26 protein-coding genes are annotated in these 25,289 nt (G+C 56.8%); 11 read left to right on the forward strand and 15 right to left on the reverse strand.

Annotated elements, in window-relative coordinates; genetic code table 11:
• Positions 1 to 2 precede the first annotated feature (2 nt).
• Genes ACR0DH_RS00190 through ACR0DH_RS00205 form a run of 4 tightly spaced genes read left to right on the forward strand, consistent with a single transcriptional unit; the run spans position 3 to position 4,312 of the window.
• Entirely contained in the window at positions 3 to 1,547 is a 1,545-nt protein-coding gene (locus tag ACR0DH_RS00190) for a trimethylamine methyltransferase family protein (protein WP_480546267.1), read from the forward strand.
• Entirely contained in the window at positions 1,548 to 2,222 is a 675-nt protein-coding gene (locus ACR0DH_RS00195; protein ID WP_480546269.1) for a TetR/AcrR family transcriptional regulator, read from the forward strand.
• On the forward strand, positions 2,219 to 3,523 hold the full coding sequence (locus ACR0DH_RS00200; RefSeq protein ID WP_480546271.1) for an NAD(P)/FAD-dependent oxidoreductase: 1,305 nt from the start codon (positions 2,219 to 2,221) through the stop codon (positions 3,521 to 3,523). The genes ACR0DH_RS00195 and ACR0DH_RS00200 overlap by 4 nt, the downstream gene beginning before the upstream one ends.
• A gap of 57 nt (positions 3,524 to 3,580) precedes the next feature.
• Positions 3,581 to 4,312 (forward strand): hypothetical protein, encoded by a 732-nt coding sequence (locus ACR0DH_RS00205; RefSeq protein WP_480546273.1) that lies wholly within the window; start codon positions 3,581 to 3,583, stop codon positions 4,310 to 4,312.
• Between the two features lie 7 nt (positions 4,313 to 4,319).
• Here the strand turns inward: ACR0DH_RS00205 and ACR0DH_RS00210 are convergent, their stop codons facing one another.
• Positions 4,320 to 4,667 (reverse strand): DUF3307 domain-containing protein, encoded by a 348-nt coding sequence (locus tag ACR0DH_RS00210; protein WP_480541849.1) that lies wholly within the window; start codon positions 4,665 to 4,667, stop codon positions 4,320 to 4,322.
• 256 nt (positions 4,668 to 4,923) lie between these two features.
• Here ACR0DH_RS00210 and ACR0DH_RS00215 point away from each other — a divergent pair, with 256 nt between their 5' ends.
• Positions 4,924 to 7,920: an ABC transporter transmembrane domain-containing protein gene (locus ACR0DH_RS00215; RefSeq protein WP_480547276.1), complete on the forward strand. Its 2,997-nt coding sequence runs from the start codon at positions 4,924 to 4,926 to the stop codon at positions 7,918 to 7,920.
• A 3-nt stretch (positions 7,921 to 7,923) separates the two neighbouring features.
• Here ACR0DH_RS00215 and ACR0DH_RS00220 read toward each other — a convergent pair whose 3' ends face one another.
• The 8 genes from ACR0DH_RS00220 to ACR0DH_RS00255 form a co-directional block, all read right to left on the reverse strand.
• A complete protein-coding gene (locus tag ACR0DH_RS00220) occupies positions 7,924 to 8,211 on the reverse strand; it encodes an ArsR/SmtB family transcription factor (RefSeq protein ID WP_480547278.1) in 288 nt (95 codons plus the stop codon).
• Positions 8,212 to 8,317: 106 nt separating this feature from the next.
• Positions 8,318 to 9,550 (reverse strand): mandelate racemase/muconate lactonizing enzyme family protein, encoded by a 1,233-nt coding sequence (locus ACR0DH_RS00225; RefSeq protein WP_480546275.1) that lies wholly within the window; start codon positions 9,548 to 9,550, stop codon positions 8,318 to 8,320.
• Between the two features lie 90 nt (positions 9,551 to 9,640).
• Positions 9,641 to 10,840, reverse strand: coding sequence for a TCR/Tet family MFS transporter (locus ACR0DH_RS00230; protein ID WP_480547280.1), 1,200 nt, complete (start codon positions 10,838 to 10,840; stop codon positions 9,641 to 9,643).
• 97 nt (positions 10,841 to 10,937) lie between these two features.
• Positions 10,938 to 11,651 carry an alpha/beta fold hydrolase gene (locus ACR0DH_RS00235; protein WP_480541853.1) on the reverse strand — a complete coding sequence of 238 codons (714 nt, stop codon included), beginning with the start codon at positions 11,649 to 11,651 and terminating at the stop codon, positions 10,938 to 10,940.
• A 12-nt stretch (positions 11,652 to 11,663) separates the two neighbouring features.
• The gene (pcaD, locus tag ACR0DH_RS00240; RefSeq protein ID WP_480546277.1) at positions 11,664 to 12,452 is read right to left on the reverse strand and encodes a 3-oxoadipate enol-lactonase; all 789 of its coding nucleotides are present in this window, start codon (positions 12,450 to 12,452) and stop codon (positions 11,664 to 11,666) included.
• A 46-nt stretch (positions 12,453 to 12,498) separates the two neighbouring features.
• A complete protein-coding gene (locus ACR0DH_RS00245) occupies positions 12,499 to 13,476 on the reverse strand; it encodes a threonine ammonia-lyase (protein ID WP_480546279.1) in 978 nt (325 codons plus the stop codon).
• Complete coding sequence (locus ACR0DH_RS00250) at positions 13,473 to 14,300, reverse strand: alpha/beta fold hydrolase (RefSeq protein WP_480546280.1); 828 nt, start codon at positions 14,298 to 14,300, stop codon at positions 13,473 to 13,475. Before ACR0DH_RS00250 ends, ACR0DH_RS00245 begins: the two co-directional genes overlap by 4 nt.
• Positions 14,300 to 14,986, reverse strand: coding sequence for a haloacid dehalogenase type II (locus tag ACR0DH_RS00255; protein ID WP_480546282.1), 687 nt, complete (start codon positions 14,984 to 14,986; stop codon positions 14,300 to 14,302). The genes ACR0DH_RS00250 and ACR0DH_RS00255 overlap by 1 nt, the downstream gene beginning before the upstream one ends.
• Positions 14,987 to 15,112: 126 nt before the next feature.
• On the opposite strand from ACR0DH_RS00255, the gene ACR0DH_RS00260 reads away from it, so the two are divergent.
• On the forward strand, positions 15,113 to 15,541 hold the full coding sequence (locus ACR0DH_RS00260) for an FKBP-type peptidyl-prolyl cis-trans isomerase (protein WP_480541863.1): 429 nt from the start codon (positions 15,113 to 15,115) through the stop codon (positions 15,539 to 15,541).
• A 116-nt stretch (positions 15,542 to 15,657) separates the two neighbouring features.
• Here the strand turns inward: ACR0DH_RS00260 and ACR0DH_RS00265 are convergent, their stop codons facing one another.
• The 4 genes from ACR0DH_RS00265 to fabA are packed head-to-tail and all read right to left on the reverse strand — an operon-like array spanning position 15,658 to position 18,458.
• Entirely contained in the window at positions 15,658 to 15,831 is a 174-nt protein-coding gene (locus tag ACR0DH_RS00265; protein WP_170531201.1) for a hypothetical protein, read from the reverse strand.
• Positions 15,832 to 15,890: 59 nt separating this feature from the next.
• The gene (locus ACR0DH_RS00270; RefSeq protein WP_480546284.1) at positions 15,891 to 16,682 is read right to left on the reverse strand and encodes an enoyl-ACP reductase FabI; all 792 of its coding nucleotides are present in this window, start codon (positions 16,680 to 16,682) and stop codon (positions 15,891 to 15,893) included.
• Between the two features lie 5 nt (positions 16,683 to 16,687).
• Complete coding sequence (fabB, locus tag ACR0DH_RS00275; RefSeq protein ID WP_480541867.1) at positions 16,688 to 17,917, reverse strand: beta-ketoacyl-ACP synthase I; 1,230 nt, start codon at positions 17,915 to 17,917, stop codon at positions 16,688 to 16,690.
• A 31-nt stretch (positions 17,918 to 17,948) separates the two neighbouring features.
• Entirely contained in the window at positions 17,949 to 18,458 is a 510-nt protein-coding gene (gene fabA / locus ACR0DH_RS00280) for a bifunctional 3-hydroxydecanoyl-ACP dehydratase/trans-2-decenoyl-ACP isomerase (protein WP_170531196.1), read from the reverse strand.
• Between the two features lie 185 nt (positions 18,459 to 18,643).
• Between fabA and irrA the strand changes: the two genes are divergently transcribed.
• A complete protein-coding gene (gene irrA, locus ACR0DH_RS00285; protein WP_170531195.1) occupies positions 18,644 to 19,066 on the forward strand; it encodes an iron response transcriptional regulator IrrA in 423 nt (140 codons plus the stop codon).
• Position 19,067: 1 nt separating this feature from the next.
• On the opposite strand, the gene ACR0DH_RS00290 is transcribed toward irrA, so the two are convergent.
• Positions 19,068 to 19,964, reverse strand: coding sequence for a LysR family transcriptional regulator (locus ACR0DH_RS00290; RefSeq protein ID WP_480546286.1), 897 nt, complete (start codon positions 19,962 to 19,964; stop codon positions 19,068 to 19,070).
• Between the two features lie 93 nt (positions 19,965 to 20,057).
• Between ACR0DH_RS00290 and ACR0DH_RS00295 the strand changes: the two genes are divergently transcribed.
• Complete coding sequence (locus ACR0DH_RS00295) at positions 20,058 to 20,855, forward strand: phytanoyl-CoA dioxygenase family protein (RefSeq protein ID WP_480546288.1); 798 nt, start codon at positions 20,058 to 20,060, stop codon at positions 20,853 to 20,855.
• A 2-nt stretch (positions 20,856 to 20,857) separates the two neighbouring features.
• Here the strand turns inward: ACR0DH_RS00295 and ACR0DH_RS00300 are convergent, their stop codons facing one another.
• Positions 20,858 to 21,721 (reverse strand): hypothetical protein, encoded by an 864-nt coding sequence (locus ACR0DH_RS00300; protein ID WP_480546290.1) that lies wholly within the window; start codon positions 21,719 to 21,721, stop codon positions 20,858 to 20,860.
• 120 nt (positions 21,722 to 21,841) lie between these two features.
• Here ACR0DH_RS00300 and miaB point away from each other — a divergent pair, with 120 nt between their 5' ends.
• From miaB to ACR0DH_RS00315, 3 genes are all read left to right on the forward strand, one after another.
• Positions 21,842 to 23,173: a tRNA (N6-isopentenyl adenosine(37)-C2)-methylthiotransferase MiaB gene (gene miaB, locus ACR0DH_RS00305; protein ID WP_480546292.1), complete on the forward strand. Its 1,332-nt coding sequence runs from the start codon at positions 21,842 to 21,844 to the stop codon at positions 23,171 to 23,173.
• Between the two features lie 172 nt (positions 23,174 to 23,345).
• Positions 23,346 to 24,110: an outer membrane protein gene (locus ACR0DH_RS00310; RefSeq protein WP_480546294.1), complete on the forward strand. Its 765-nt coding sequence runs from the start codon at positions 23,346 to 23,348 to the stop codon at positions 24,108 to 24,110.
• 134 nt (positions 24,111 to 24,244) lie between these two features.
• Positions 24,245 to 25,267, forward strand: a complete 1,023-nt coding sequence (locus ACR0DH_RS00315; protein WP_353012261.1) for a PhoH family protein — start codon at positions 24,245 to 24,247, stop codon at positions 25,265 to 25,267.
• Positions 25,268 to 25,289: the final 22 nt, after the last annotated feature.

The raw sequence follows: 25,289 nt of genomic DNA on the forward strand, positions 1-25,289 counted from the left end.
TCATGGTGGCGCATGACCAAAGGCGTCGACGGCGCGGACGCGGAGCAGAGGCTGCGCCACCCGTTTTGCGGGATGTGAACTATCGCCAACTTAGAAACCCTTTCCCGCAGATGGAGGTGTTCCCGGCAGATCAGATTGCGGACATGCACGAGACCGCGCTGCGTATGCTGCAAGAGCTGGGCGTCAAGGTTCTGCTGCCCGAAGCGCGCCGTATTTTTGCTGCGGCGGGCGCACGGGTCAATGAAGAGACCGAGATGGTCTTTATCGGGCGCGATATGGTCGAGGCGGCGGTTGCCTCGGCCCCAAAGTCGATTGCCTGCCGGGCAGGGGCACGGTATCGGGACTTCACACTGGAATTGGGTTCGCTGGTGTTTCAACCGGGGGCCGGGGCCCCGAATGCCACCGATCTGGAGCGGGGGCGCCGGCCGGCGACAGGGCGGGACTATCTTGAGTTTTTGAAACTCACCCATCATTTTGACGTGTTTCAGATGATCTCACCCCAGGTCGAACCGCAGGACGTACCAACCAACCTGCGCCACTATTTCACGACCAAAGCGCAGATGGAGCTGACGGACAAGTTTCCGTTCTTCTTCTCGCGCGGGACGCCACAGGTGATGGATTGCTTTGAGATGCTGGCCACTGCCCGAGGCTTGTCGGATGATGATTTCCGCAATGCAGCCCATTGCTACACCATCATCAACACCAACAGCCCACGCACGCTGGACATTCCGATGGCGCAGGGGCTGATCGATTTTGCCAAGCATGGTCAGATGTCGATTATCACGCCATTTACGCTCATGGGGGCAATGGCGCCGATCACGGTGGCGGGGGCGATTACCTTGTCTCATGCAGAAGCGCTGGCGGCGCTGACCCTGACGCAACTCACCAATCCGGGCGCGCCTGTATGCTATGGGACGTTCACCAGCAATGTGGATATGAAATCAGGTGCGCCGGCATTCGGGACGCCCTCACATTTCCAGGCTTCGCTAGCGGCCGGACAACTCGCGCGCCATTTAGGTCTTCCATGGAGATCTGCGGCGGGATCGGCGGCGAATGTCAACGATGTGCAGGCGGCCAACGAGAATCAGTTCGGCCTGTGGGGCTGTTTGATGGCCGGGGCAACTGTGATTATCCATTCGGCAGGCTGGCTTGAAGGCGGGCTGACTGTATCCTTCGAGAAGCTTGTCTGCGATGCCGAGGTTCTCAACATGGTCGCCGAGCTTTGCGCCGGGGCGCAGGCCGGAACCTCTGAGATCGGCTTTGATACTGCGCTAAGTGAGGTTGAGCCCAGCGGCCATTTCTTTGCCTCCAGCCAAACAATGGAGCGATACAATACCGAGTTCTATCAGCCCCATGTCCACGATTACGCCAATTTCGGAACCTGGACCGAACGCGGATCGATTGACACCAACCATCGGGCAACCGGGGTTTGGAAGTCTATTCTGAACGATTTCAAAGCACCGCCAACCGATAGTGACCGTATCGGAGCCCTGCACGAATTTATTGAACGACGCACTAACGAGGGCGGCGCACCACCGGAGAGCTGAATGAACACCAAACCGATCCTGCACCGGGATGACCCACAGGCCGAACCATTGGTCGGCAATGTCAAAGTCACGCGCGACGACTGGTTGAACGTGGCGATGGATGTGCTGATCTCGGACGGGGTGGATCAGATCAAGGTGCTGAACCTGGCCGAGCGGATGGCTGTGTCACGGTCGTCCTTTTACTGGTACTTCAAGTCGCGCCAGGAATTGTTGGACGCGCTTTTGGCGCGCTGGCAGGCGACGAACACTGCGGCCCTGATCAAACAGGCTGAAATCCCCGCCAAGACGATTACCGCGGCGGTCTGTAACGTGCATCGGTGTGTCGTGAATACGGCGCTGTTTGACACTGCCTTGGACTTTGCGGTGCGCGACTGGGCGCGCAAATCCGGCAAGGTGCGGCGCGTTCTGGATCAGTCCGACGCCAAACGCCTGGCCGCCCTGCACGCAATGTTCGCACGATATGGGTATTCCGAGGTCGAAGCAGAAACCCGCGCGCGCGTTCTGTACTACATGCAGATTGGCTATGATCTGGCCCAATTGAACGAGCCCATGGACACGCGGATTTCGATGGTGCCGCACTATCTGTATGTATTCACGGGCGTTGATCCGCAGCCCGAGGAAGTTGAAGAATTCAGCGCCTATTCGCAGTGCTATTGGAGAGGAGACACCCCATGAGCCAACCAGATGCAATTATCATTGGGACCGGTGTAATCGGTGCCGCGATCGCTTTTGAGATGGCGAAAGCCGGGTGGAAAACCCTGTCGCTGGATCGGAACAGCCAGGCGGGGCATGGCTCAACCGCTGGGTCCTGCGCGATCATCCGCATGCACTATTCGACCTCCGATGGCACGGCCTTTGCCTGGGAAGGATATCACTATTGGCGTGATTGGGCCGAATATCTAGGTCTGCCTGCCGATGCCGACCTGGCGCAGTTTCGCGAGACGGGGTGTCTGGTCATGAAGACCAATGCCAACGGTATGCTGGAAAAGCATATGGCCAACAGCGCTGATCTGGATTGCCCGTTCGAAGAATGGTCGCCCGAGGTAATCAACGATCGTTTGCCGGTCTATTCTTTGGATAGTTTTGCACCAGCACGCCGGATGGATGATCCTGAGTTCGGTCATCCCAACGGTCGCAAGATGCAGGGCGGTGTGTTTTGGCCGCAGGCAGGTTATGTCACCGATCCAGCGCTGTCCGCTCAGAACCTGATGGATGCTGCCAAGCAACATGGGGCTCGGGTGCAGACTGGGGCTGAGGTCGTTGAGGTTCTATCCGAAGATGGCCGTGTAACGGGGGTCAAGCTGGCGTCTGGCGAAGAAATCCACGCCAAGGTTGTCGTGAATGTGGCCGGGCCGGGGTCGGCCATCATCAACAAGATGGCGGGCGTATTGGATGACATGACGATTGAGACACGACCCTTGCGGCAAGAAGTGGTTCATGTGCCCGCGCCCGAAGGGTTCGATTTCGAGAACAATGGCACCATCGTCTCGGACAGTGATATCGCGTGTTACTGCCGCCCGGAACATGGTAACCATATCCTCGTTGGGTCTGAAGACCCCGAATGCGATCCGCATCAGTGGTGCGAGGATGATTTGCACTACAATCGCGATTTCACCGATCAGTGGACCACTCAGGCCATGCGATATGCTCAGCGCGTGCCCAGCCTGGGCATCCCGTCCAAAACCCGAGGTGTAGTTGATCTATACGATGCGTCGACAGATTGGATTCCGATTTACGACAAATCCAGCCTGCCGGGTTTTTATATGGCCTGTGGCACCAGCGGAAACCAGTATAAGAACGCTCCAATTGCGGGAAAGATGATGACTGCGCTGATTGAATATTGCGAAGGTGGGGCCGACCATGATTCCAAGCCGCTGCAGTTCGAACTGCCGTATATCAAGCGCATGATCGATGTGGGGTTCTATTCGCGCAAACGCCCAATCAACGAAGAAAGCAGTTTTTCGGTTCTGGGGTAGTCGACCGGTCCAAACGCGCTATGCTTTCGAAAGGTCTGAGCAAACACAGGACCCGAGATGGCACAGTCAGGAAACCGCGTTCTGATTTTGGGCAGCGCACCAGATGCGATTGAGGCGCGCGCATGGCCCCGTGCGCCCTTTACGCACATAGTGGTGATCAACAACGCCTGGCGTGTGCGCGAGGATTGGGATGTGCTGATCCATCCCGAAGATTTCCCAACAGACAGGTGCCCTGTGCATTTGAAACCTGGGCAAAGCATTGTTACGGCCGAGGATTATGTGCCGCGGCAGAACCACTATGGCGGCTTTGTCTACGCAGGCGGCACGATGGCCTTTACGGCAGGGTATTGGGCTTTGTCGACCCTTGAGCCCGAGGTTCTTGCGTATTTTGGTTGCGACATGGTTTATGCGGGCAAGGGTCAGACCCATTTCTATGGCACGGGCGCCGCTGATCCGCTGCGCGATGACGTCACCTTACGCTCGTTAGAAGCCAAATCCGCACGTCTGGCCCTGCTTGCAGCCGCTCAAAATTGCCGTGTTGTAAGATTGTCGCAAGGGGACAGTCGGTTGGTCTTTCCGTCGTCGCAGGCGACACGGCTGACCATTGCGCCACTACCCGCGACCGCTGGAATGAAGGCGGCTTTGGCTGAAGAAGAACGGTTGGGGTATCACGTCCCATCCGGGCGCTATTGGGAAGAAGCGCAACGTTTTGATGTTGAAAAACTCGACGCTTTGGATCGGATGTGGTTGTCGGCTTATGAGCCCAGTCATCTGAAACATGTCGCCTGAAACCGGTTCAGGCGGCGAAGGTAACCCAAGCCCAGACCATACCTATATAGGTCAACTGATGCATCAACTGATCCAGCCCGGCCGCGCGCCAGAATGCGGCCTGTTTGGGTTCTAGCTGCTTCTTGTCGGAGTAGCTGGCTTTGGCGTAGTCGATATTGAAATGAACCACCCATTCGATCAGACCGACAATCAGGATGAAAAGCAAAGGCGTGCCAAATAGGATAAAGACAACAGCAGAGCCGACAACGTGCACCCCGGCATGTTGCGCGCGACCGACATGAAAATACTCACCTCGCCCGGATAGCATTTTGGGCGTCTGGAGGTAATAATCGGCAAACATATGCTTAATCTGCATCAAGCAGAGCATAAAAAAAACTGCGCCAAAACTGGCAGTCAAAAGGCCTCTCCCGAAAACGTCCTGAGGCGGATACTAGGCACGATTAAGTTGCTACGTAAATAAACTAGTTCACATTCGGCAAAGAAATGTTCCGCTATTGACCTCGAATATCAGTTTTCGCTGGGATTTTGTGGCTTTATGCTGTTGAGTCTGAGGCCATGCCAAAAAGCTGAGTTGTAGATAGCAAGCAGGAACCGGTTCCATAGAGCGCACGATCTTTCGTTTTATCTGGAAGTACTCCAAACGCGACCAGCTTATCCTTCTGGCCGTGACGTCAACGTTGTTTCCGTTGCTATATCTGACGCTGGAACTGCCCAAGCGCATCATCAACGATGCGATTGGGGCCAGCAGTGAAATCGTAGAGGTCTGGGGATACAGCCTGCAGCAGACCAATTTCCTTATCATCTTGTGCTTTGCCTTTCTGGGTGCGGTTCTGGCCCATGGCCTGATGAAGATGCGCATCAACACGATGAAAGGTGTTTTGAGCGAGCGGATGCTGCGTCGCTTTCGCTATCAATTGATCAGTCGGGCTTTGCGCTTCCCTCAGCCTTATTTCGAACGGGTCAGCCAAGGCGAAATGGTGTCGATGATCACCGCCGAAAGCGAACCCATGGGCGGTTTGATGGGCGACGCGATCAGCCAGCCGGTGCTTCAAGCCGGTCAGATGATCACCATCCTGTCGTTCCTGTTTCTGCAAAGCGTCTGGTTTGGCCTTGCGGCGGTTGCTTTGATCCCGGTGCAGGCGTGGCTGATCCCGAAACTGCAGCGCCAGATCAACCTGCTGAACAAGAAACGCATTCAGGAAGTTCGCCTACTGGCTGCGCAGATCGGCGAAAACGCCGCTGGTGCCTCGACCCTGCGCGCAAACGGAGGCTGGCGCTATCGCCGCGCGATGATTTCGGATCAATTGGGTCGCCTATTTGGGATCCGGTTCGAGATCTACCAAAAGAAGTTTTTTATGAAGTTCATAAACAACTTCATCTCGCAACTGACACCGTTCATGTTCTATCTGGTTGGCGGTTTGCTGGTGTTGCAGGGATCGGTTTCACTCGGCGCGCTGGTGGCGGCGTTGGCGGCGTATAAAGACCTCAGTTCCCCGTGGAAAGAACTGCTGACCTACTACAATCAAACGCAGGATATGTCGCTGCGGTGGGACGTGGTGGTTGAACGGTTTGCGCCTTCGGGTATGCAGGATGAAGGTCTGTTCGAAGGCGAACCGCCCGAGCGTCCGCATCTGAGCGGCGATATTATTCTTGATCACGTTTCGGTGCGCGACATGGATGGCAATCAGGTGCTGGATGACCTGAACCTGACATTCCCGGCGGGCAAAACCATCGGCATTCTGGCGCAGAGCGAGGAAGACCGCCGCGCCGTCAGCGAACTGCTGACACGCGAAATCCTGCCCAGTGCGGGTAGGGTGGAAATCGGTGATCAGAATCTGGCCGAGCTGCATCAGGGCGTCGTGGCGGCGCGGATCGGTTATGCATCATCCCGACCGGTGATGTTCCAAGGCACGCTGGGCGACAACGTTATGATGCCAATGCGGTTCAAGCCGTTGTCTGAACACACCGATCACCCCGGTTTTGCTGAAACCCTGCGTGCAGGCAACAGCACCGACCCGTTCCAGGCAGAATGGCTCGACCCGTCCCGTGCAGGCTTTCAGAACGCGGCTGAGTTGCGGGATTGGTGGTTGAAACTGATCGATGGTATGGGATCGGGCGCGGCCTTGTTTCGACGCGGAGCCGAGCAGGAATTTGATCCGGTGGCCCATCCTCAACTTGCGGAGAAGCTGATCGAACTGCGCCCGCTGATACAAGAGACGGTAACAAAGGCGAAGCTGACCGAGCAGGCGCTGATCTTTGATCGCGAAAGCTATAACCCGGCCTTGCCCGTGGCCGAGAACCTGTTGTTCGCAACGCCTTGTGTTCCGGTCAACCAAGAGCTTCTGGCCAAGCAAACCGTGTTCTTGGGACAGCTGCGTGAGCTTGGATTGGATGAGACCTTGATCGCCCTGACGCGCGACGTGATCGACATGTTGCGGCAGATCTTTGGGCTGGATGGCACCGACCATCCCTTGTTCCGCAAACTGGGCCTGGAGGCCGGGACCTATGAGGCGGCCGTTGAATTGGTCGAACGTACCCGGAAAGAAGGGGCCGAGGGGCTGGATGACGCTCAATTGGCGAATCTGCTGGCGGTGCCATTTGTGATCTCAGCGGAGCAGATTGGCCCGGCCTTCACCGATGAGCTCAAGAGCCGCATTCTGGAGCTGCGCCATAGCCATTCCAGTAAGCTGCTGGAACCGCTGCAGGACGTGTTTGTACCGTTGGATTCCGAGCAGATCGCACCGGGTCTGTCGGTGATGGAGAACGCGCTTTTTGGTAAAGTCAGCCAGATTGGCGGCGCGCGATCCGACGAGGTACGCAAGCTGATTGGGGATGTTCTGGCCGAGAATGGCGCGCGCCCGCTGGTTGTTGAGCTGATTTATGATGTGCCGGTTTCGCTCGGGGGGCAGAACCTGCCCGCTGTATTTGCCGAGCCACTGGCCTTTACGCGTGCAACGATCAAGAAGCCGGATATCCTGATCCTGGAGAACGCGTTGGCCAGCTACAGCGTCAAGACACAGATTGCTGTTTATAAAAACCTGCGGGAATTGATGCCGGATGTCACGATCATCTATCTCAACGATCAGTTCGAAAATCCGGACGTGTTCGACATGTTCGTCGAAATCCGGCAAGGTCGTGTGGTTTCGGATGAAGGACCCATGGACGTGGAAGAAGACAGCGCCGCATCGGCTGATCTTGCGCGCAAGCTACGAGCACTTGAACAGACCCCTCTGTTCTCGGGCCTGGATCGCAGGCAACTGCGCCTGCTGGCCTTTGGTGCGCGCTGGTTTGATGCAACACCCGGACAGGTCGTGTTCCTGAAAGATGACCAACCGACCGATGGCGCCTACGTGGTATTGGACGGAGAGGCGGGCCTGTATCTGCCGCAGTCGGATGGCCCGGATCAACTGATCACCACCGTAAGCGCAGGCGCTCTGGTGGGTGAGTTGGGGTTGATCCGAAAAGAACCACGCGCCCTGAGCATGATTGCCGAAACCAACCTGTCCTGCCTACGGATTGGTGAAGAAGAGTTTCTGGCCGTTGTCGAAAATGATGCCGCCACTGCCTATAAGCTGATGCAGGTGATCGCCGGGTATGTGTCGAACTGATCCTTAGTCCTCGGGCTGGCAGAACAGCTCATACATCAATCCGATCACGCGTTGGGTACTTTGATCGGCCAGCGAGTAATAAACGGTCTTACCGTCCCGGCGGGTTGAAACCAGTTCTTCGTCTCGCAAACGTGCCAGCATCTGGCTGACGGCGGCCTGACGGATTTGCAACAGGCTCTCTAACTCTCCGACCGATTTTTCCCCATCGCTCAGGTGGCACAGGATCATAAGGCGGCCTTCATGCGCCAATGTCTTCAGGTAAGCCGCAGCACGGGCTGCATTTGCTTGCATGCTGTCTGATGCTTCAGCGGGTAGAACGGCAGCGTCTTTCGGGGTCACGGATCGGTCATCTGTAAGATAGGGGTTGGAGCAATATGCCCCAACCCGCGCGGGCTTGTCACCCCTCGGTTGCTGGTGCGCCGCCCTGAAAGGAATTTCCATTTGCGTAGTCGCAAGGATCTTCCTGCATTTGCAGGTGCAGGCCGTCTCCGGTGTAGGGATGAGCACGCGCCAGATCTTCGTCGACCTCAATCCCAAGCCCCGGCGTCGTGGGTGGTGTGACAAAGCCATCCTCAACCCGGATCGAGCCCTTGATTAGTTGATCGTGAAACGGAGTTTCGATGGATTCCAGCAACAACAAGTTGGGGATCGAGGCCGCCAGATGGATATTGGCGGCCCATTCTACCGGACCGGCGTAAAGATGAGGTGCCATCTGCGCACTAAAGACTTCGGCCATGGCCGCGACTTTCTTCATTTCCCAAATGCCACCGGCGCGCCCAAGAGCGGGTTGCAGGATCTCCGCTGCGCCCGCGCGCAAGACTGCACCGAACTCGGCCTTGGTGGTCATGCGCTCGCCGGTTGCGACAGGGATACGGACATTGCGCGCGACGCGGGCCATGTCTTCGATATTATCGGGCGGGGTAGGTTCTTCGAACCAAAGCGGTGAATACGGCTCCAACGCTTGGCCCAGCCGAATAGCGCCAGCCGTGTTGAATTGACCGTGGGTGCCGAACAGCAGATCGGCCTTTTCCCCCACAGCTTCGCGGATGACTTTGCAGAAGGCCACAGACATCGAGATATCAGACATCGCCGGCATATGCCCGCCCCGGATGGTATAGGGACCCGCCGGGTCGAATTTGACCGCCGTATAGCCTTGCCGCACCATTTCTGCGGCGCTTTCTCCGGCCTGATCAGGCGCAGTCCAGAAGTCATTCAAATTGTGCTGGGGCAGAGGGTAGAGGTAGGTATAGGACCTAATGCGCTCATTCATCTTGCCGCCCAGCAGGGAGTAAACGGGCCGATCTCGATCTTTCCCCAGAATATCCCAACACGCGATTTCAAGCCCCGAAAAGGCACCCATGACGGTCAAGTCGGGGCGCTGAGTGAATCCGCTGGAATAGGCGCGGCGGAACATCAGTTCGATGTTTTCGGGATTTTCATCCTGCATGTGCCGGTCGAACACATCGCGGATCACATGGCTCATGGCCTCGGGACCCACGGTCGAGGCATAGCATTCCCCCCAGCCTGTGATGCCCGTATCGGTGGTGAGTTTCACCAATATCCAATACCGCCCGCCCCAACCGGGGGCGGGGGGTGCGGTGACAATAATATCAAGATCTTGCAACTTCATTCCGAGCGCTCCGGCTATTCGGCTGTTTCGCCCACGGTGGCTTGGGAACAATCGGGCTGCAAGCCGGAAATCGTCAGATTGATGTCGTTGTTATACCGCGATGGGGCGTGCGCGAAGAAATAGAAGCACCCCAACCAGCATGAGGACGAGAGCCAGAAGAAAGGGAGCACCTGGCAGATAGATCGCCGTCTCTGGTTGGATAAAGCGGGCAAAAACACTGGTCATCAATAGGGGTGATATGACCATCGACAACGCGTGTAGAGACGCCAATACGCCTTGCAGTTCACCTTGCTGCGAATCTGGCGTTGCGCGTGACATTATCGCTTGCAAGGCTGGCGTGATGACCGCGCCCAGCGCAGTCATCGGGACCAGCATCAGGGCGATCAGGCCATTGGTTAAAAAGGCCAGAAACAGGAAGCTAACGATCTCGAAGGCCATACCGTAGAGGATGGTGACGCGTTCACCCAGATAACGCGTGGCGGGGCGGATCAGTCCGCCCTGAACTGCGGCCATGCCAATTCCATAAACGCCCAGCGACAGGCCGATCATCTGCGGCGACCAGCCAAAGCGCTCGGTGGTAAAATAGGACCATATCGCGGGGTAGACGTAGATTGACACCGAATACAGGAAATAGACCCACAGTAGAGGCCGGATGCCAGGCAGGGCGGCGATCGCGGTAAGCGAGCTGACCGGGTTCGCGCGCTTCAAACTGAATGCCCGTCTGGTCTTGTCGGTCACGGTTTCCGGCATCACAAAAAAGCCAATGGCGAAAGTCAGCGCTGAAAGACCGGCAGCCGCCCAAAACGGCGCGCGTGTTCCATATTCACTGAGCAGCCCGCCCATCACTGGGCCAAGAACAAAGCCCACGCCAAACGCCGCGCCGACAAGGCCAAAGTTTGCAGCCTTGTCTTCCGGTTTTGAGACATCGGCCATAAATGCCGCCGCCGTCGAATGTGTAGCCGCCGTGATACCCCCGACAATACGCCCAATCAGCAGTAGCCAGATGCTCCCTGCGAGCGCCATCACCACGTAATCCAAGGCCATCACAAACAGCGACACCAGCAGAACCAACCGTCGTCCGTAGGCGTCAGACAGATTCCCGAGGATAGGCCCAAAGACAAACTGCATTGCCGCAAACGCGGTGCTGAGGATACCGCCCCAAATCGCCGCACTGGCAAGCGTTCCGCCCTGAACCTCGACAATCAGTTGCGGCATGATTGGCATCACGAGGCCAATCCCCATCGCATCGATCATCACCGTACATAGAACAAAGGCAAAGGGCAGGCGCATCAGAACCGTCACAAAGTTTCGTCCCCAGCACCCTAGGCGGGGCCAATTCGTTAGGATAGAGGGCTGTTCTTTGACGTAGGGTCGCAAAGGCGCCTGATCAAAGCTGTTTCTCAAGATCTGTCAGCGCACGCGCCAATTGGTCCGGATGGGAAAAGAACGAGGAGTGGCCGCTGTCAATAGTGCGTTGCAAATCCGTGCGGATTTCGCTGCCCATTTTCTTTTGATACGCGAATGGAACAGTGTGATCATCGCTGGTTGCAATATATGCGCGCGCGACACTTTTGTAGCGCTCACTAAGTGCCAAGGGCGTATCTTGCGGGCGTATGGCCTGCGGACAAAGGCGCGCAAAGGCGAACGGTGTGATTTCGGGCGCGCAATCATGGTAGAACAGTTCTTTTACGTGCTCTGGACGGACGGTGTAAGACAATCCATCAGCCGATTTTTCTACTGCATTCGCGATTGTTTGGCTTGGTCCACGGCGGCGCATCTCGACCATAGACACCCCGTCTTGCGGGACATAGGCGCTCAGATAGACCAGGGCGCGCATGGCTTGCGGTTGCGCTTCGGCGGCGGCGCTAATCGGATACCCTCCCCAGGAATGCCCTACGATGATCGTATCTGGCGTCGATGCGGCAAGGATGGCGTCTCGGCAGCCATCAAGGGTGACCTCGGCAATCGGCGTAGGGTCAGCACCGTGGCTGGGCATGTCGATGGCACGGGCTGTGTGCCCAAAGTTTTCCAGCGCGGGAATCAAGTCGCGCCAACACCAGGCGCCGTGGCAAGAACCATGAATCAGAAGGAAATCAGCCATCGAAAGGCTCCCTTAAATATGTCCAATATCTTTCAAAAACGCTTCAAGTATAGCGGCAAACTCGTCTGGTTTTTCAACACAAGGCAAATGTCCTGCCCTTCGCATCAGATTGAATTTCGCGCCGGGGATCAGTTCGACCGTTTCACGCACAAGGTCTGGTGGGGTCGAGCCGTCTTCGCTGCCGGCGATGCCTAAAGTGGGCAGCCGCAAACCCGACGTTGGCGTATAAAAATCCGTGCCGGCTATAGCGGCACAGCATCCCAGATACCCTTCAACTGGCTGCCGCACCATCATCTCGCGCCAGAGCAGGTGGTTTTGTGCGGCTCGAAACTCACGCGAGAACCAGCGCTCCATTGTGGCATCAGCCAGGGCTTCGATCCCGCCATCGCGAACAGCCTCCATCCGATCCTGCCAGATCGAGGGCATACCGATCTTGGCGGCCGTGTTGGACAGGACCAAGGCGCGCACCTGATCCAGACGTTTGATGGCTAGGCCTTGGGCGATCATGCCACCGATTGACAGGCCCACGAACACACAATCGCGCACGTCGAGATGATCTAACAAAGCCTCGGTATCTCGGATCAGCGATCCCATCGAATAGGGCGCAGGAGGAACCGAGGATTGACCATGGCCGCGCTTGTCAAATCGAATGATCCGCAGACCGTCGGGCAGGTGAGGGATCACCCCATCCCAGAGATGCAGGTCTGTGCCCAGTGAATTGGCAAACACGATGGGTGCGCCGGTTGGCGCGCCATCAATCCTGTAGTTCAGGTCCACGTTCCCGATAGTCACGTGAGGCATGTTAAGGTCCTTTGGGTCATAACACGTGCTTCATTCAATCTGACCACTATGCGTCTAACCGCTCCAATGCTTTGGCAAACACTTCCGGATCGGCATTGCCGCCGGATGCAACCACCACTACATCGTCGCCTTCAATCTCATCCTTGCGGAACAGGGCCGAGGCCAGCGCAACGGCCCCACCGGGTTCCAATACGATTTTCAGGCGCAGAAATGCCAAAGCCATTGCCTTCAACGCCTCATCCTCAGACACCGACAGGCCCGGTCCGCAGAGCCGTTGGAGAATGGGAAAGGTAATCTCGCCCGGCTGCGGGGTGAGGATCGCATCACAGATATTGCCGGACGAGGCGTTGTTGTTCTGGATCTGACCGCTGGCCAGCGAACGTTTGACGTCGTCAAACCCGTCCGGCTCACACGGTCGGGCGCGCAGGCCGGGCGCATGTTTTTCCAATGCCAGAGCGATACCCGAGGTCAACCCACCACCTCCGCAGCATACCAGAACATCTGCCTTTTCAACACCGAACGCTTCGACCTGTCGCGCGAGTTCAAGGCCAACTGTACCCTGACCGGCAATAACCTGAGGTTCATCATAGGGCCGGATAAGGGTCAGGCCTCGTTCAGCGGCCAAAGCCTCGCCAATCTCCTCACGGCTTTCGCTGGACCGATCATAGAGGACCACTTCGCCACCCAAAGCGCGTGTGTTGTCGATCTTCAATTGTGGCGCATCCGACGGCATCACGATCACCGACGCAACGCCATGCTTCGCCGCCGCCATTGCGATGCCCTGCGCATGATTGCCCGAGGAATAGGCGATGACACCGCGCTGTCGCTGCTCGGGGTTCAGTGCAGATATCGCCGACCATGCGCCGCGAAACTTGAAGCTGCCGGTGTGTTGTAGACATTCGGGTTTAACCAAAACGCGACGGCCCGCGATGTCATCCAGAAAGGGTGAGGTTAGAACGGGCGTTTCCCTTACATGACCGCGCAACCGGTCTGCGGCGGCTTCGATCAGTTCAATACTGCTCATGTTGTACTCAATACCTTGTGTATGAGGGCCAAAGATTCAGGTTCGTCCAGAAACGGTACATGCCCCCGGTTCGGAACTTCGGCTGAGATCAAACCGGGATGGCGTCGGTGCATCTCAGCCAGGGTTTCCGCACTTAGAACATCCGAGTTTGCACCGCGCAACACGCCGGTTGGGATGCCGTTTAGCGCTTCGAAGAACATCCACATATCCGGGATCGCTCCGGTTGCGGCCTGTTCCAGCAACGCGGTGCGCAGGGCAGGGTCATAGCGCAGGGTCAAACCGTCATCTGCGGCATTATACTGAACCTTAGCCTGTGCCAGCCATCTGTCATATGGAACATCAGGGAACAGCGTTGCCATCCCTGACTTCAGCGCATGTGCCGCCTGTTCATAGGTTTTTGAGGCGGGTTCTTTGCCAACATAATCCATGATCTTGGCGATGCCTGCCGGTTCGATCACGGGCCCAACATCATTTAGGATCACTTGTGTCAGTCGTTCGGGGTGGCTGGCGGCAAGGGCCATGGCGATTAATCCGCCACGCGATGTGCCCAGGATTGCTGTTCTGGGCAAGTTCAAATGATCCAACAGGTCAATCGCGTCCAGTGATTCACGGAAGATGTTGTAGTTCATGTAGTCTGGATCATGGTCTGATCGCCCGCGTCCGCGGTAATCCATCATGATGAGGTGCACGCCATTCAGGTGGGGCTGAACAAACGAGAAATCACCACTGTTGCGTGTCAAACCCGACAGACACAGTAAAGGATCACCAGAGCCGGATTGTTGGAAATACAGGCGTCTGCCGTCTGATGTTCGAAAATCAGGCATCAAACCCCCGCCAGATCAGGGATCGTGGTCAGGTCCGCCAGCACATGCGCCGGTGTCCAAGGCAGACGATCCATCGGCTCGTTTGCGCGGTTTACCCATGCGGTGACAAAGCCATAACCACTGGCGCCAGCGGCATCCCAACCATTCGAGCTGACGAATAACACTTCTTCTCGGGCGCAGCCGAACCGTTGCTGCACCAAATCATAGACCCGAACATGTGGCTTGAAGACACCAACGCTTTCGACGGACAGAACATCATCCAGCAGGTCGCCAATCCCGGCAGATTCAACAGCCCCGTCCAGCATTGGCGGAGATCCGTTGGAAAGGATCGCGGTTTGCAGTCCGCCGTCTTTTAAGGCCTTCAACATGTCCGGAACCTCGGGGTAGGCCTGTAGCTCCCAATACAGATCCAGCAGGCGTTGGCGCAGCTTGGCGTCCCCTTGCAGCCCGGCGGCCTCTAGCGCCCAATCCAGACCATCCTGCGTGACATCCCAGAAATCGGCATGCGCATCGGCGACGGCCCGAAGCCAGGTGTATTGGAGCTGCTTCAAACGCCAATGTCCCGCGACCTTGGGCCAGGTGTCGCGCAGCGCCTCAAAGCCTGGCTCGGACGCGGCCTGACGGGCGGCGGCGGCGACGTCGAACAATGTGCCATAGGCATCAAAAATACAGGTTGTGATTGTCATCTACGCCTCCGACATTTCTGCGCAAGTTGGCATAAGAGGGCAGGGCATGAAAGGGCGAAGGGTTTACATCATTGTGTAGGCCCCTAGGGTTGGCGGTTCACACACTTATCGGCCCGGAGGCCCCAAATGACAGACATCAAACAAGGCGACAGGGTTCGCATCCACTATACCGGTACGCTGCTGGACGGTACTGTCTTCGACAGCTCGGACGGGCGCGATCCGCTGGAGTTTGTTGTGGGGTCCGGGCAGATCATCCCGGGGCTTGATAGCGCGATGCCCGGCCTTGCCGTGGGCGATAAGAAACGGGTCGAGATTGCCTGCGTTGATGCCTATGGGCCGATCAACCCTGCCATGCGCCAGGAAATACCGCGCGAGGGTATTCCGGATGACATCCCGCTGGACCCCGGGACACAATTGCAAATGCAGACACCGGATGGTCAGGCTTTGCCGGTCACGATTGTTGACGCAAATGACGCGACCGTAACGCTGGACGCCAATCACCCGCTGGCTGGTCAGGATTTGATTTTCGAGATTGAGGTTGCCTCAATCAACTAGTGTAATTGAAGATCGATCCGAGTGTTTCAGTCAGAACGGTTGAAATCTACGCAGTACCATCGCAGGACCTGCACGGGCCTGCGCTGTTCTTGAACGCAATGAACCCGGCTTTGCCCTTATCCGATCAACGCTTCGATGGCGCTGCGCACTGGAGGTTGTGTGAAGAACACAAATAGCACCAGCAACGTGGTCAGGGTCAAAAGCAGGATACGGGCGCGCTGGCTCAGAAAGCCGGATTTGCGCCGGGCCGTGCGGGCATTGCTTGCGATGATCTGGTCAAGTTTGCTCATATCGCAAACCCTGACGCTGAAATTTGGTTAAATCTGGGCGGCGTCAGGGAAAGATATGGTCACATGAAATCGGGCTGTGGCATTCCGAGCACGTGGAAACCGCCATCCACACGGATGATTTCGCCCGACGTGCAGGCGCCCGCATCCGATGTCAGATAGACGGCGGTTCCGCCGACCGCCTCAAGCGTCGCGTTCGAGCGCATAGGGGCATTCAGGTCGCAGAACTTGTAGGTTTTACGCGCACCGCCGATGGCTGCGCCTGCTAGTGTCTTCATCGGTCCGGGCGAAATGGCGTTTACACGGATGCCTTCAGGGCCCAGATCGTTGGCCAAATAGCGGGTCGCAGACTCCAGTGCTGCCTTGGCAACACCCATTACGTTGTAATTTGGAACAACGCGGTTCGAACCCTGATAGGTCAGTGTCAGCAGCGAGCCGCCATTTTCCTTCATCATCGGATAGGCGCGTCGCGCGACTTCGATGAAGGAATATGCCGAAACATCCATCGAATGCTTGAAGTTGGCCCGTGAGGTGTTCAGGAACCGGCCCGTCAGTTCGGATTTGTCCGAATAGGCAATCGCGTGGACCACGAAATCAATGGTTGGCCAGCGCTCGGCTAGTTCTCCAAATGCGCGATCCAACGATGCGTCATCGGTGACATCCGCATCCACCATGAAATCGCTGCCAAGGCTTTGGGCCAGCGGTTCCAACCGCTTGCCGAATGCCTCGCCTTGATAGGTGAATGCCAGTTCCGCGCCTGCTTCGTGCATGGCTTTGGCAATGCCCCATGCAATCGAGCGATCATTGGCCACGCCCATGATCAGCCCGCGTTTTCCCGTTAGAATATCCGACATCACATTCACCCGTTATACTTCGACAGAACCATGGACCCGTTGGTGCCGCCAAAGCCGAAGCTGTTGGTCATGACACTGTCCAAGCCTGCGTTTTCAACCGTTTCCGTTGCAATTTCACCGGGCAGAATGCCTTCGGCTAAAGTGTCGACATTGATCGACGGCGTAATGAAATCATTATCCAGCATCAGCAGGCAGAAGATCGCCTCTAGCGCGCCCGCAGCCCCCTGTGCGTGGCCGGTCATCGATTTGGTCGATGAGATTGGCGGCACACTGCCTTCGCCAAAAATGCGGCGCACGGCTTCGACCTCACCCACGTCCCCGACCGGGGTCGAGGTGCCATGGGCGTTGATATAGCCAACCTTGCGGCTTTCAGGAACTGTCGCCAGAGCCAGCCGCATCGCACGTTCACCACCCTCGCCGGACGGAGCCACCATATCATGGCCATCCGAAGTGGCGGCGTAGCCGGTCACTTCGGCATAGATTTTTGCACCACGGGCCAAGGCGTGATCCAGTTCTTCCAGCACGACAATTCCGCCACCGCCGGAAATCACGAACCCATCGCGGTTTTCGTCGAACGCGCGCGAGGCTTTTTCGGGTGTGTCGTTATACTTCGATGACATCGCACCCATCGCGTCGAACAGGCAGGACAACGTCCAGTCCAGTTCTTCTCCGCCGCCTGCGAACATGACATCCTGTTTGCCCAGCATGATCTGTTCTGCCGCGTTGCCGATGCAGTGCAGCGAGGTCGAGCAAGCCGAGGTGATCGAGTAGTTGATCCCCTTGATCTTGAACGCCGTCGCAAGGTTCGCGGAAATGGTCGAGCACATGCATTTCGGCACAGCAAATGGCCCGATCCGCTTAGTCGCACCGGTTTTCAGCACGGTCTGGTGCGCTGTCAGCATTGCGCTTGTGGATGGCCCACCGGAACCTGCCACCAGACCCGTGCGAGGATTGACCACCTGGTCTTCGCCCAACCCGGAATCGGCTATCGCCTGACTCATGGCGATATGGGCATAGGCAGCGCCGGGGCCCATGAACCGCAAAGTGCGTTTGTCCACATGCTCGGCCACGTCGATTTTCAGCGTTCCGGCGATCTGACTGCGAAAGCCATGTTCAACCATTTGCTCATTGGCTTCGATACCGGATTTACCGGCCTTAAGTGAGGCCAGAACCTCTTGGGCATTGTTCCCGATGGAGGATACGATCCCCAGACCGGTGACAACTACTCGACGCATGTGCGTGCTCCTTATTTCAGGCTGGTCCGCCTTAGGCGTCCGACAGAACAACTCTCATGTCTTTGACGTCGTAAATCATTTCGCCGTCCGCTTCGACGATACCATCTGCGACGCCCATGGTCAGGCGGCGGGTCTGGATCGCCTTTTTGAAATCGATTTTATAGGTCAACATCTTGCGGTCCGGTCGCACCATCCCTGTCAGCCTGACTTCGCCGACACCCACGGCCATGCCGCGACCCTGCCAACCACGCCAGCCCAGATTGAAGCCTGTCAATTGCCACAAGCCATCTAGCCCGAGGCATCCGGGCATAATCGGGTTCCCGGGAAAGTGGCAGTCAAAAAACCAAAGGTCTGGCGTGATATCGAATTCAGCTAGAATGTGGCCTTTGCCATGGGCCCCGCCATCCGCCGACACTTCGGTGATGCGATCCATCATTAGCATGGGCGGCGCAGGCAGTTGTGCATTGCCAGGGCCAAATAATTCGCCACGAGCACATTTTAGCAGATCGTCTTTGTCAAAACTGCTCGGGAACTGGGCCATTCTGCCGCCTCTCCTGCCTTGGGTCCGTTCGTTATATCTGGCCTCACCTAGCACCCGTATGCAAGGTCCTGCAAGAGCGCGGGCCGTAAGATGTTCCTGCATATGGCTGTTTGCGAATGAATTTCATTTGAAATCTGGGTAAGAGCGCCCCTATATATATAGCAGCAAGAACGGGTATCGGATTCATGACACCTCAGAGCCGGAAGATAGCGACAAATTGGCTGGAAGGCGCAGGTCTGCGCCCGACGCGTCAGCGCGTGGCGCTGGCTGAGCTTTTGATTGGTGATGGTCGCCATCGCCACGTCACAGCAGAAAGCCTATTCGAGTCCGCCAAGACAAAAGGCGACGCCGTGTCGCTTGCGACTGTCTACAATACTTTGCGTGCCTTTTGCGATGCGGGAGTGCTGCAAGAGATCACGGTGGACGGATCAAAAAGCTATTTCGATACCAATACGCATGATCACCCTCATTTCTTTTGGGAAGATGAAGGACGGCTCAGCGATGCTCCGTCCGAGGAATTGGTGATCCAGCGCCTGCCAGAGGCCCCCAAAGGTGTCGAGATCGCATCGGTTGATGTGGTGATCCGTCTGCGCAAGAAAACCACCTGATTTACAGATCCTTCATTTGATCAAGCAGAGCGCGCTCTGCGGCCTTCGTTGTTGCGTCGACAGGCCCGGTGCCGTGACGCGCCAGCACGACGGCCTCGGCCACGTCCTTGTCGGCGATGGGCAGGCTTGCCAGGCTTTTGTTGGCGTAGCTCAGTTCGTTCTTTGGGCTGACATAGCTGATTGCCACCCCTTCACCATGTGCGGCGAGGCTGCGCTGAATCTCAAGCGTGGCGGCACGGTGTCTGACTGTTGGGTTTAACCCATGGCGTCTAAAGAGGCCTAGTATGTGTTGTGCAGACAGCCCTTCGGTTGACAGGATCAAGGGTTCGTTCGCCAGTTGGGTTAGCGTAACCTGACGTGCCCCAGCCAGTGGGTGTTCTGGCGACAGCAATGCCTGCGGGACGCTATCGAACAGTTTTTGCCGTACAAAACCGGCATCCATACCAAGATCATAAGTAATGGCGAGGTCGATCCGACCGTCGACCAAGCTGTCCAGCAATCCCTGAAAATCTTCGACCGTATAAGACACCGAAACATCTGGCAGCGTCGCGTGCAAACAGCGCAGGGCGGGTGCAAGGTGGAACGGGGCCAAATCGACGAAGCAGCCGACAGTTAAATGATCCAGACCTTGCGGAACGGACCCAGGGTTTTCAATCTGAGCAGCAGCACTCAACAACCCTTCGGCCTGTTCGACAAAGCGGCGCCCCTGTGGGGTTGAAACCATAGCAGCCCCGCGCCTGCGGACGAACAGTGGGTATCCAAGATGTGATTCGACCCGGGTCAGCGCGTTGGACAGCGCGGGTTGCGAGACATTTAGCGCCTGGGCCGCCGCAGATAGGCTGCCCTGCCGCGCGATCGCACATATGTATTCGTACTGACGCAGTGAAATATATAACATGAAGCTAATTATAACTTCGAAAGATATGATTTGAACAGAATACCTGGGTGGTCTCTAACGGATGTATTCAAGGGTAACCGAACGGAGATTGACATGCCGCACCCTCTTGTTTCGCAGCAGATGATCGACACGTATCAGAGTGAGGGTGTTGTCTTGGTCAAAGGACTGTTTGCCGATCACGTCGAACAACTGCGCGAAGGTGTTGCGGCCAATATGGACGCGCCGGGGCCTTATGCGTCAGAAAACAAGAAAGAGGGCCAAACCGGCCTATTCTTCGATGATTATTGCAACTGGACCCGAATCCCCCAGTTTCAGGAGGTGATCAAGACCTCTCCGGCTGCCGCCGTGGCTGCTGATTTGATGCAGTCGCAAAGTGTGCAGATGTTTCATGATCATGTTCTGGTCAAAGAACCCGGAACTTCGATGCCAACCCCCTGGCATCAGGACGGGCCGTATTACTTCGTCGAAGGGCAGCAAACGATTAGCTTCTGGTCGCCGCTGGATGCGGTGAAACAGGCCACGCTGCGTTGCGTTGCCGGATCGCATCGCTGGGAAAAAGAGGTACTGCCGACCCGCTGGGTCTCTGAAGAGGGGTTCTTTGCGGATGAAGGTCAATACATCCCCGTGCCAGACCCCGATGCCGAGGGTATGAAAGTGGTTGAGTTCGAGATGGAACCGGGGGACGCGGTGGCGTTTAACTATCGCACTTTGCACGGAGCGCGGGGCAATCAGTCGGACAGCCGACGTCGGGCATTCTCGCTACGGTTGGTCGGTGATGATGCGCGTTATGTGGAACGCCCCGGCCCGACCTCACCCCCGTTTCCGGGGCATGAGATGGTGCCGGGCCAGCGCCTGCGCGAGGATTGGTTTCCAATTCTGCTGCAACGGTAGTTTCAGAACCACTGGCCAGGCTCGATCAGGCCCAGATCCAGCAATTGACGCGAGTTCCATTCGAAAGACACAGAATGGCTCCAGCGGAAACTGGGGATGTCAAAGGTCGACCCGGCGTTGCTTTTCAGTGCCTTGGCAGCGCGGAACGAACAGATGGCAGCCGTCAGGTTGTGATGCCACGGACAGGAATAGGTGTTGTATTCCGGCTGGTTGAACGTGTGATCCGGTTGAATGATCAATTCGGCCTGCGTTTTGAACAGGGCGATCCTGTCGATCCGGCGGCGTTCGTACGGAATATGATCCTCGAACCGCCACCGCAGGCCACCTGACATATCCAGCTGGCGTTCCAGCTGCCGCCCCGAGGCATCGTGGCGCGCATGCGCATAATATCCTGTGCTATCCAGCATGGCATGGTCCGGTGCGACACCGGTTGGGAACTTGGCAAGATCATCGGCGTAGATGTCGACCACATGGCATAGCATCGCGCTGCGGCGTTCCTCGGTGTGAAAGGCCAGCATCTCACCGATGCTGCGCGTTTCGCAGAACGGATAGAACAGGTACTCGGCGTTGTAGCAGTAGTACATCCAGACGCTCGGAGCGGCTTTGATGATGAGATTCAACGCATCGAATACGACCGATCTGGGCGCGCAATTGAACGTAACCCGATGAACCCGCGCGCTGAGCTCCTCACCCAGGTCGAACTCGGCTGGCATGAACGCAACGACGGATTGAAATCCAAGTGAGAGGTGATGGTGCAGCGTGCTTTCGACCTCGGCATCATCTTCGGCAAAGATCAGAGCAACCGGTCCCTTGGACAAGGCGGTTTGGCCGGATTTCAGGAAGCTGTCCAAGGAATCATAGGTCATCGCGCGTTCATTTGTGCCCTGCTGGAAAGTCCTGCCAAATTCAGGTAAATGCGCCCACATTGCAAGCGGCGTTCGAAGCGTATAGACGACGCCGATCCAGCGAATGCAAAGGCCCGCCCCATGTCCGAATCCAAGAAGCTGTTTATCAAGACCTATGGCTGTCAGATGAATGTCTATGACAGTGAACGTATGGCCGAAGCGCTGGGCGGGCAGGGGTATGTCGAAACCAAGTCAGCCGATGACGCGGATATGATCCTGCTGAACACCTGCCACATCCGGGAGAAGGCGGCCGAGAAGGTCTATTCCGAACTGGGTCGGTTCAAGGGGCTGAAGGCCGAAAAACCCGATCTAAAGATCGGCGTTGCAGGATGTGTGGCGCAGGCTGAAGGCGAAGAAATCATGCGCCGCCAGCCGTTGGTCGATCTGGTGGTTGGCCCGCAAAGCTATCACCGCTTGCCTGAGATGGAGGCGAAGACTCGTACCGGGGCCAAGGCGCTGGACACGGATTTTCCCGAGGAAGACAAGTTCGAGAAGTTGAAGAACCGGCCTAAGGCCAAGCGTGGCCCGACGGCGTTTCTGACCGTGCAGGAAGGCTGCGACAAGTTCTGCGCCTTCTGCGTCGTGCCCTATACCCGCGGGGCCGAGGTCAGCCGCCCGGCGGATCGGATCATTCGCGAAGCGCAAGATTTGGTCGAACGTGGTGTGCGTGAAATCACCCTGTTGGGTCAGAACGTCAACGCCTATCACGGCGCGGGTCCGAACGGGGATATGACGCTGGCCTCTCTGATCTGGGAATTAAACAAGGTTGACGGGCTGGAACGCATCCGTTTCACCACATCTCATCCCAATGACATGGCTGATGACCTGATCGAGGCGCATGGCACATGTGACAAGCTGATGCCGTATCTGCATTTGCCCGTACAATCCGGATCGGACCGGATTCTCAAGCGGATGAACCGCAGCCACACGGCTGAAAGCTACCTTCGACTGATCGAGCGTATTCGCGCGGCGCGCCCGGACATCGTGATGTCCGGGGATTTCATCGTCGGTTTCCCGGAAGAAACCGAAGAGGATTTTCAGGCGACGAAGGATTTGGTCGAGCAGGTCAAATACGGATATGCGTATTCGTTCAAATATTCGACCCGTCCGGGCACACCGGCAGCTGAACGAGCGCAGGTTGATCCGGACGCTGCTGATAATCGCCTGCAGCGGCTGCAAACTCTGATCACCCGGCATCAGCGCGAGATACAGGATTCGATGGTGGGCCGCACTGTACGCGTTCTGTTCGAAAAAACCGGCCGTCTCGAAGGGCAAATGGTTGGTAAATCCGAATATCTGCATTCGGTCCACGTTAAGGCCCCCGGGATTGAAGTTGGCGATCTGCGAGAGGTTCGCATCACTGATTCGGGTGCAAATTCTCTGGCCGGAGAACTGCGCTCGTTTGGTGATTGATCGCAGATACGGTACCGGTTCTGGGCTTTGTTTCCAAAATTTACCCTTGATTTATGGCTTCGAACTATGTTCGGACCAATGCTAACCATGTGTTCGGCGTTTATCTGAGCATCTGAAAAGCCGTATATTGCGCTGCGCTGAAGACGTGGTCAGCGTGTGATGGAGGGTACGAGTGGAAGTTATTCGGGGATTGAAACGGTCGGATCTTTGGCGCGCAGCGTGGGTTGTCTGTGTCTCAGCACTTTTTGCCGGCACTACGCTGGCAGCTGAGTTGAAAGGTGAGGTGACAGAGCCCGATGTGATCAGCGCTGAGCGTTTCAGCCGCGATGTCAGCGCCTTTTATCTTGGGTTCGGTGCCGGTTATGGCGCAAACGGCAGCGATCGCTTTGGTCTTAGAACTCCCACCGGTGTGTTCGATATCGGGGATCAGGATGTCCGCGGTGGCTATTTCAGCATGCGGGGGGGCTGGCGTGGTGTCGTTCCCACCAGCCTTGGCCGCGACTATGTTTATGGGATCGAACTGGGATATGACGTCGGAAACCTAAGCGATACGGTCTCGACCCAGATCGGTGGCGACACGGTGACGGGCAGAACCGAAATTTCCGACATGTTCTATGTGCAACTGCGCAACGGCCTGACAAACCGCAGCGGTCGGGTGCTGTACTTTGTCAGCGTTGGATATATCTGGGGTCAGGTTGATACGACCAGCAGCATCTCCTCGACCTTCTCCAGCCAGCTGTTCGAAGAATCGGATCGGCGTGGTGGGTACACGGCCAGCATTGGGGCTGAGCATAAATTGAACGAAAACTGGTCGATCACGGGCGAGTATCAATATGTTCAGTTCGAATCCAAGACCGTCGAATTTGGTTCAGGCTTTTCGACCAAGTCGACGCCAGGATATCGCGGCCTCAGATTTGGTTTGAACTACACGTTCTGAGCACAGTTTCTGGCGATTGAAAGCAGGTTTGCTGGCGGTTTTGTCGACCTCAGTGGAAATTTTAAAACTGTGGCTTGCACCTACCAAGAAATCTTGTCTACGCTCGGGGTGCAATGCCAAGACAGGAGAACGGATTGGCCACCGGTGCCCTAACCCCACCGCCAAATGAAATGCCCGCGCGCGAGGCGTTTGTAGAATTTCCAGACAACCGATTGCTGATCGATCTTTGCGGCGAATATGACCGTAACCTAACAGAGATTGAACAAAAGCTGTCCGTGCAGATTGTGCGCCGCGGCAATCAACTGGTTGTCATGGGCGACGAAGATTCCCAAAAAAACGCAATTGAGGTGCTTCAGGCACTCTATACGCGTCTGGAAGGGGGGCGCGACGTCGAAGCTGCGGATGTGGATCGAGAGCTGCGCATGGGCAATGCTGAGCAGGATACCGGCAGTCGCGACGGTGATCAGCTTGAGATGTTCAAGGGCGGTTCTGTCGAGATCAAAACTCGCAAAAAGCTGGTTGAACCACGCACCGATGCGCAGAAGGCTTACGTGCAGTCACTGTTCAACAATGAACTGGCCTTTGGAATCGGCCCAGCGGGCACAGGTAAGACCTATCTGGCCGTAGCCGTTGGCGTGTCGATGTTTATTGGCGGCCATGTGGACCGGATCATCCTCAGCCGACCAGCCGTCGAGGCGGGCGAAAAACTGGGTTACCTGCCGGGTGATATGAAGGACAAGGTCGATCCTTATATGCAGCCGCTGTATGATGCGCTGAATGATTTTCTGCCGGGCAAACAACTGGCGAAACTGATCGAGGAAAAGCGAATCGAAATCGCGCCGCTGGCCTTTATGCGGGGGCGGACACTGGCAAATGCCTTTGTTGTGTTGGATGAGGCGCAGAATGCCACGACCATGCAGATGAAGATGTTCCTGACCCGTCTGGGCGAAGGCAGCCGCATGGTCATCACTGGCGACCGGTCGCAGGTTGACCTGCCGCGCGGGGTCCAGTCGGGGCTTGCAGATGCCGAACGTTTGCTGAAGACGATCCCGAATATCAGCTTCAACTACTTTACGTCCAAGGATGTTGTACGCCATCCGCTTGTCGCCGCGATCATCGAAGCATATGAGGCTGATGCGGGCCGTGAGACCGGTTAGAACCAGGGCCCCGAAACGGGCT

The organism is Ruegeria sp. I1 (assembly GCF_056532675.1).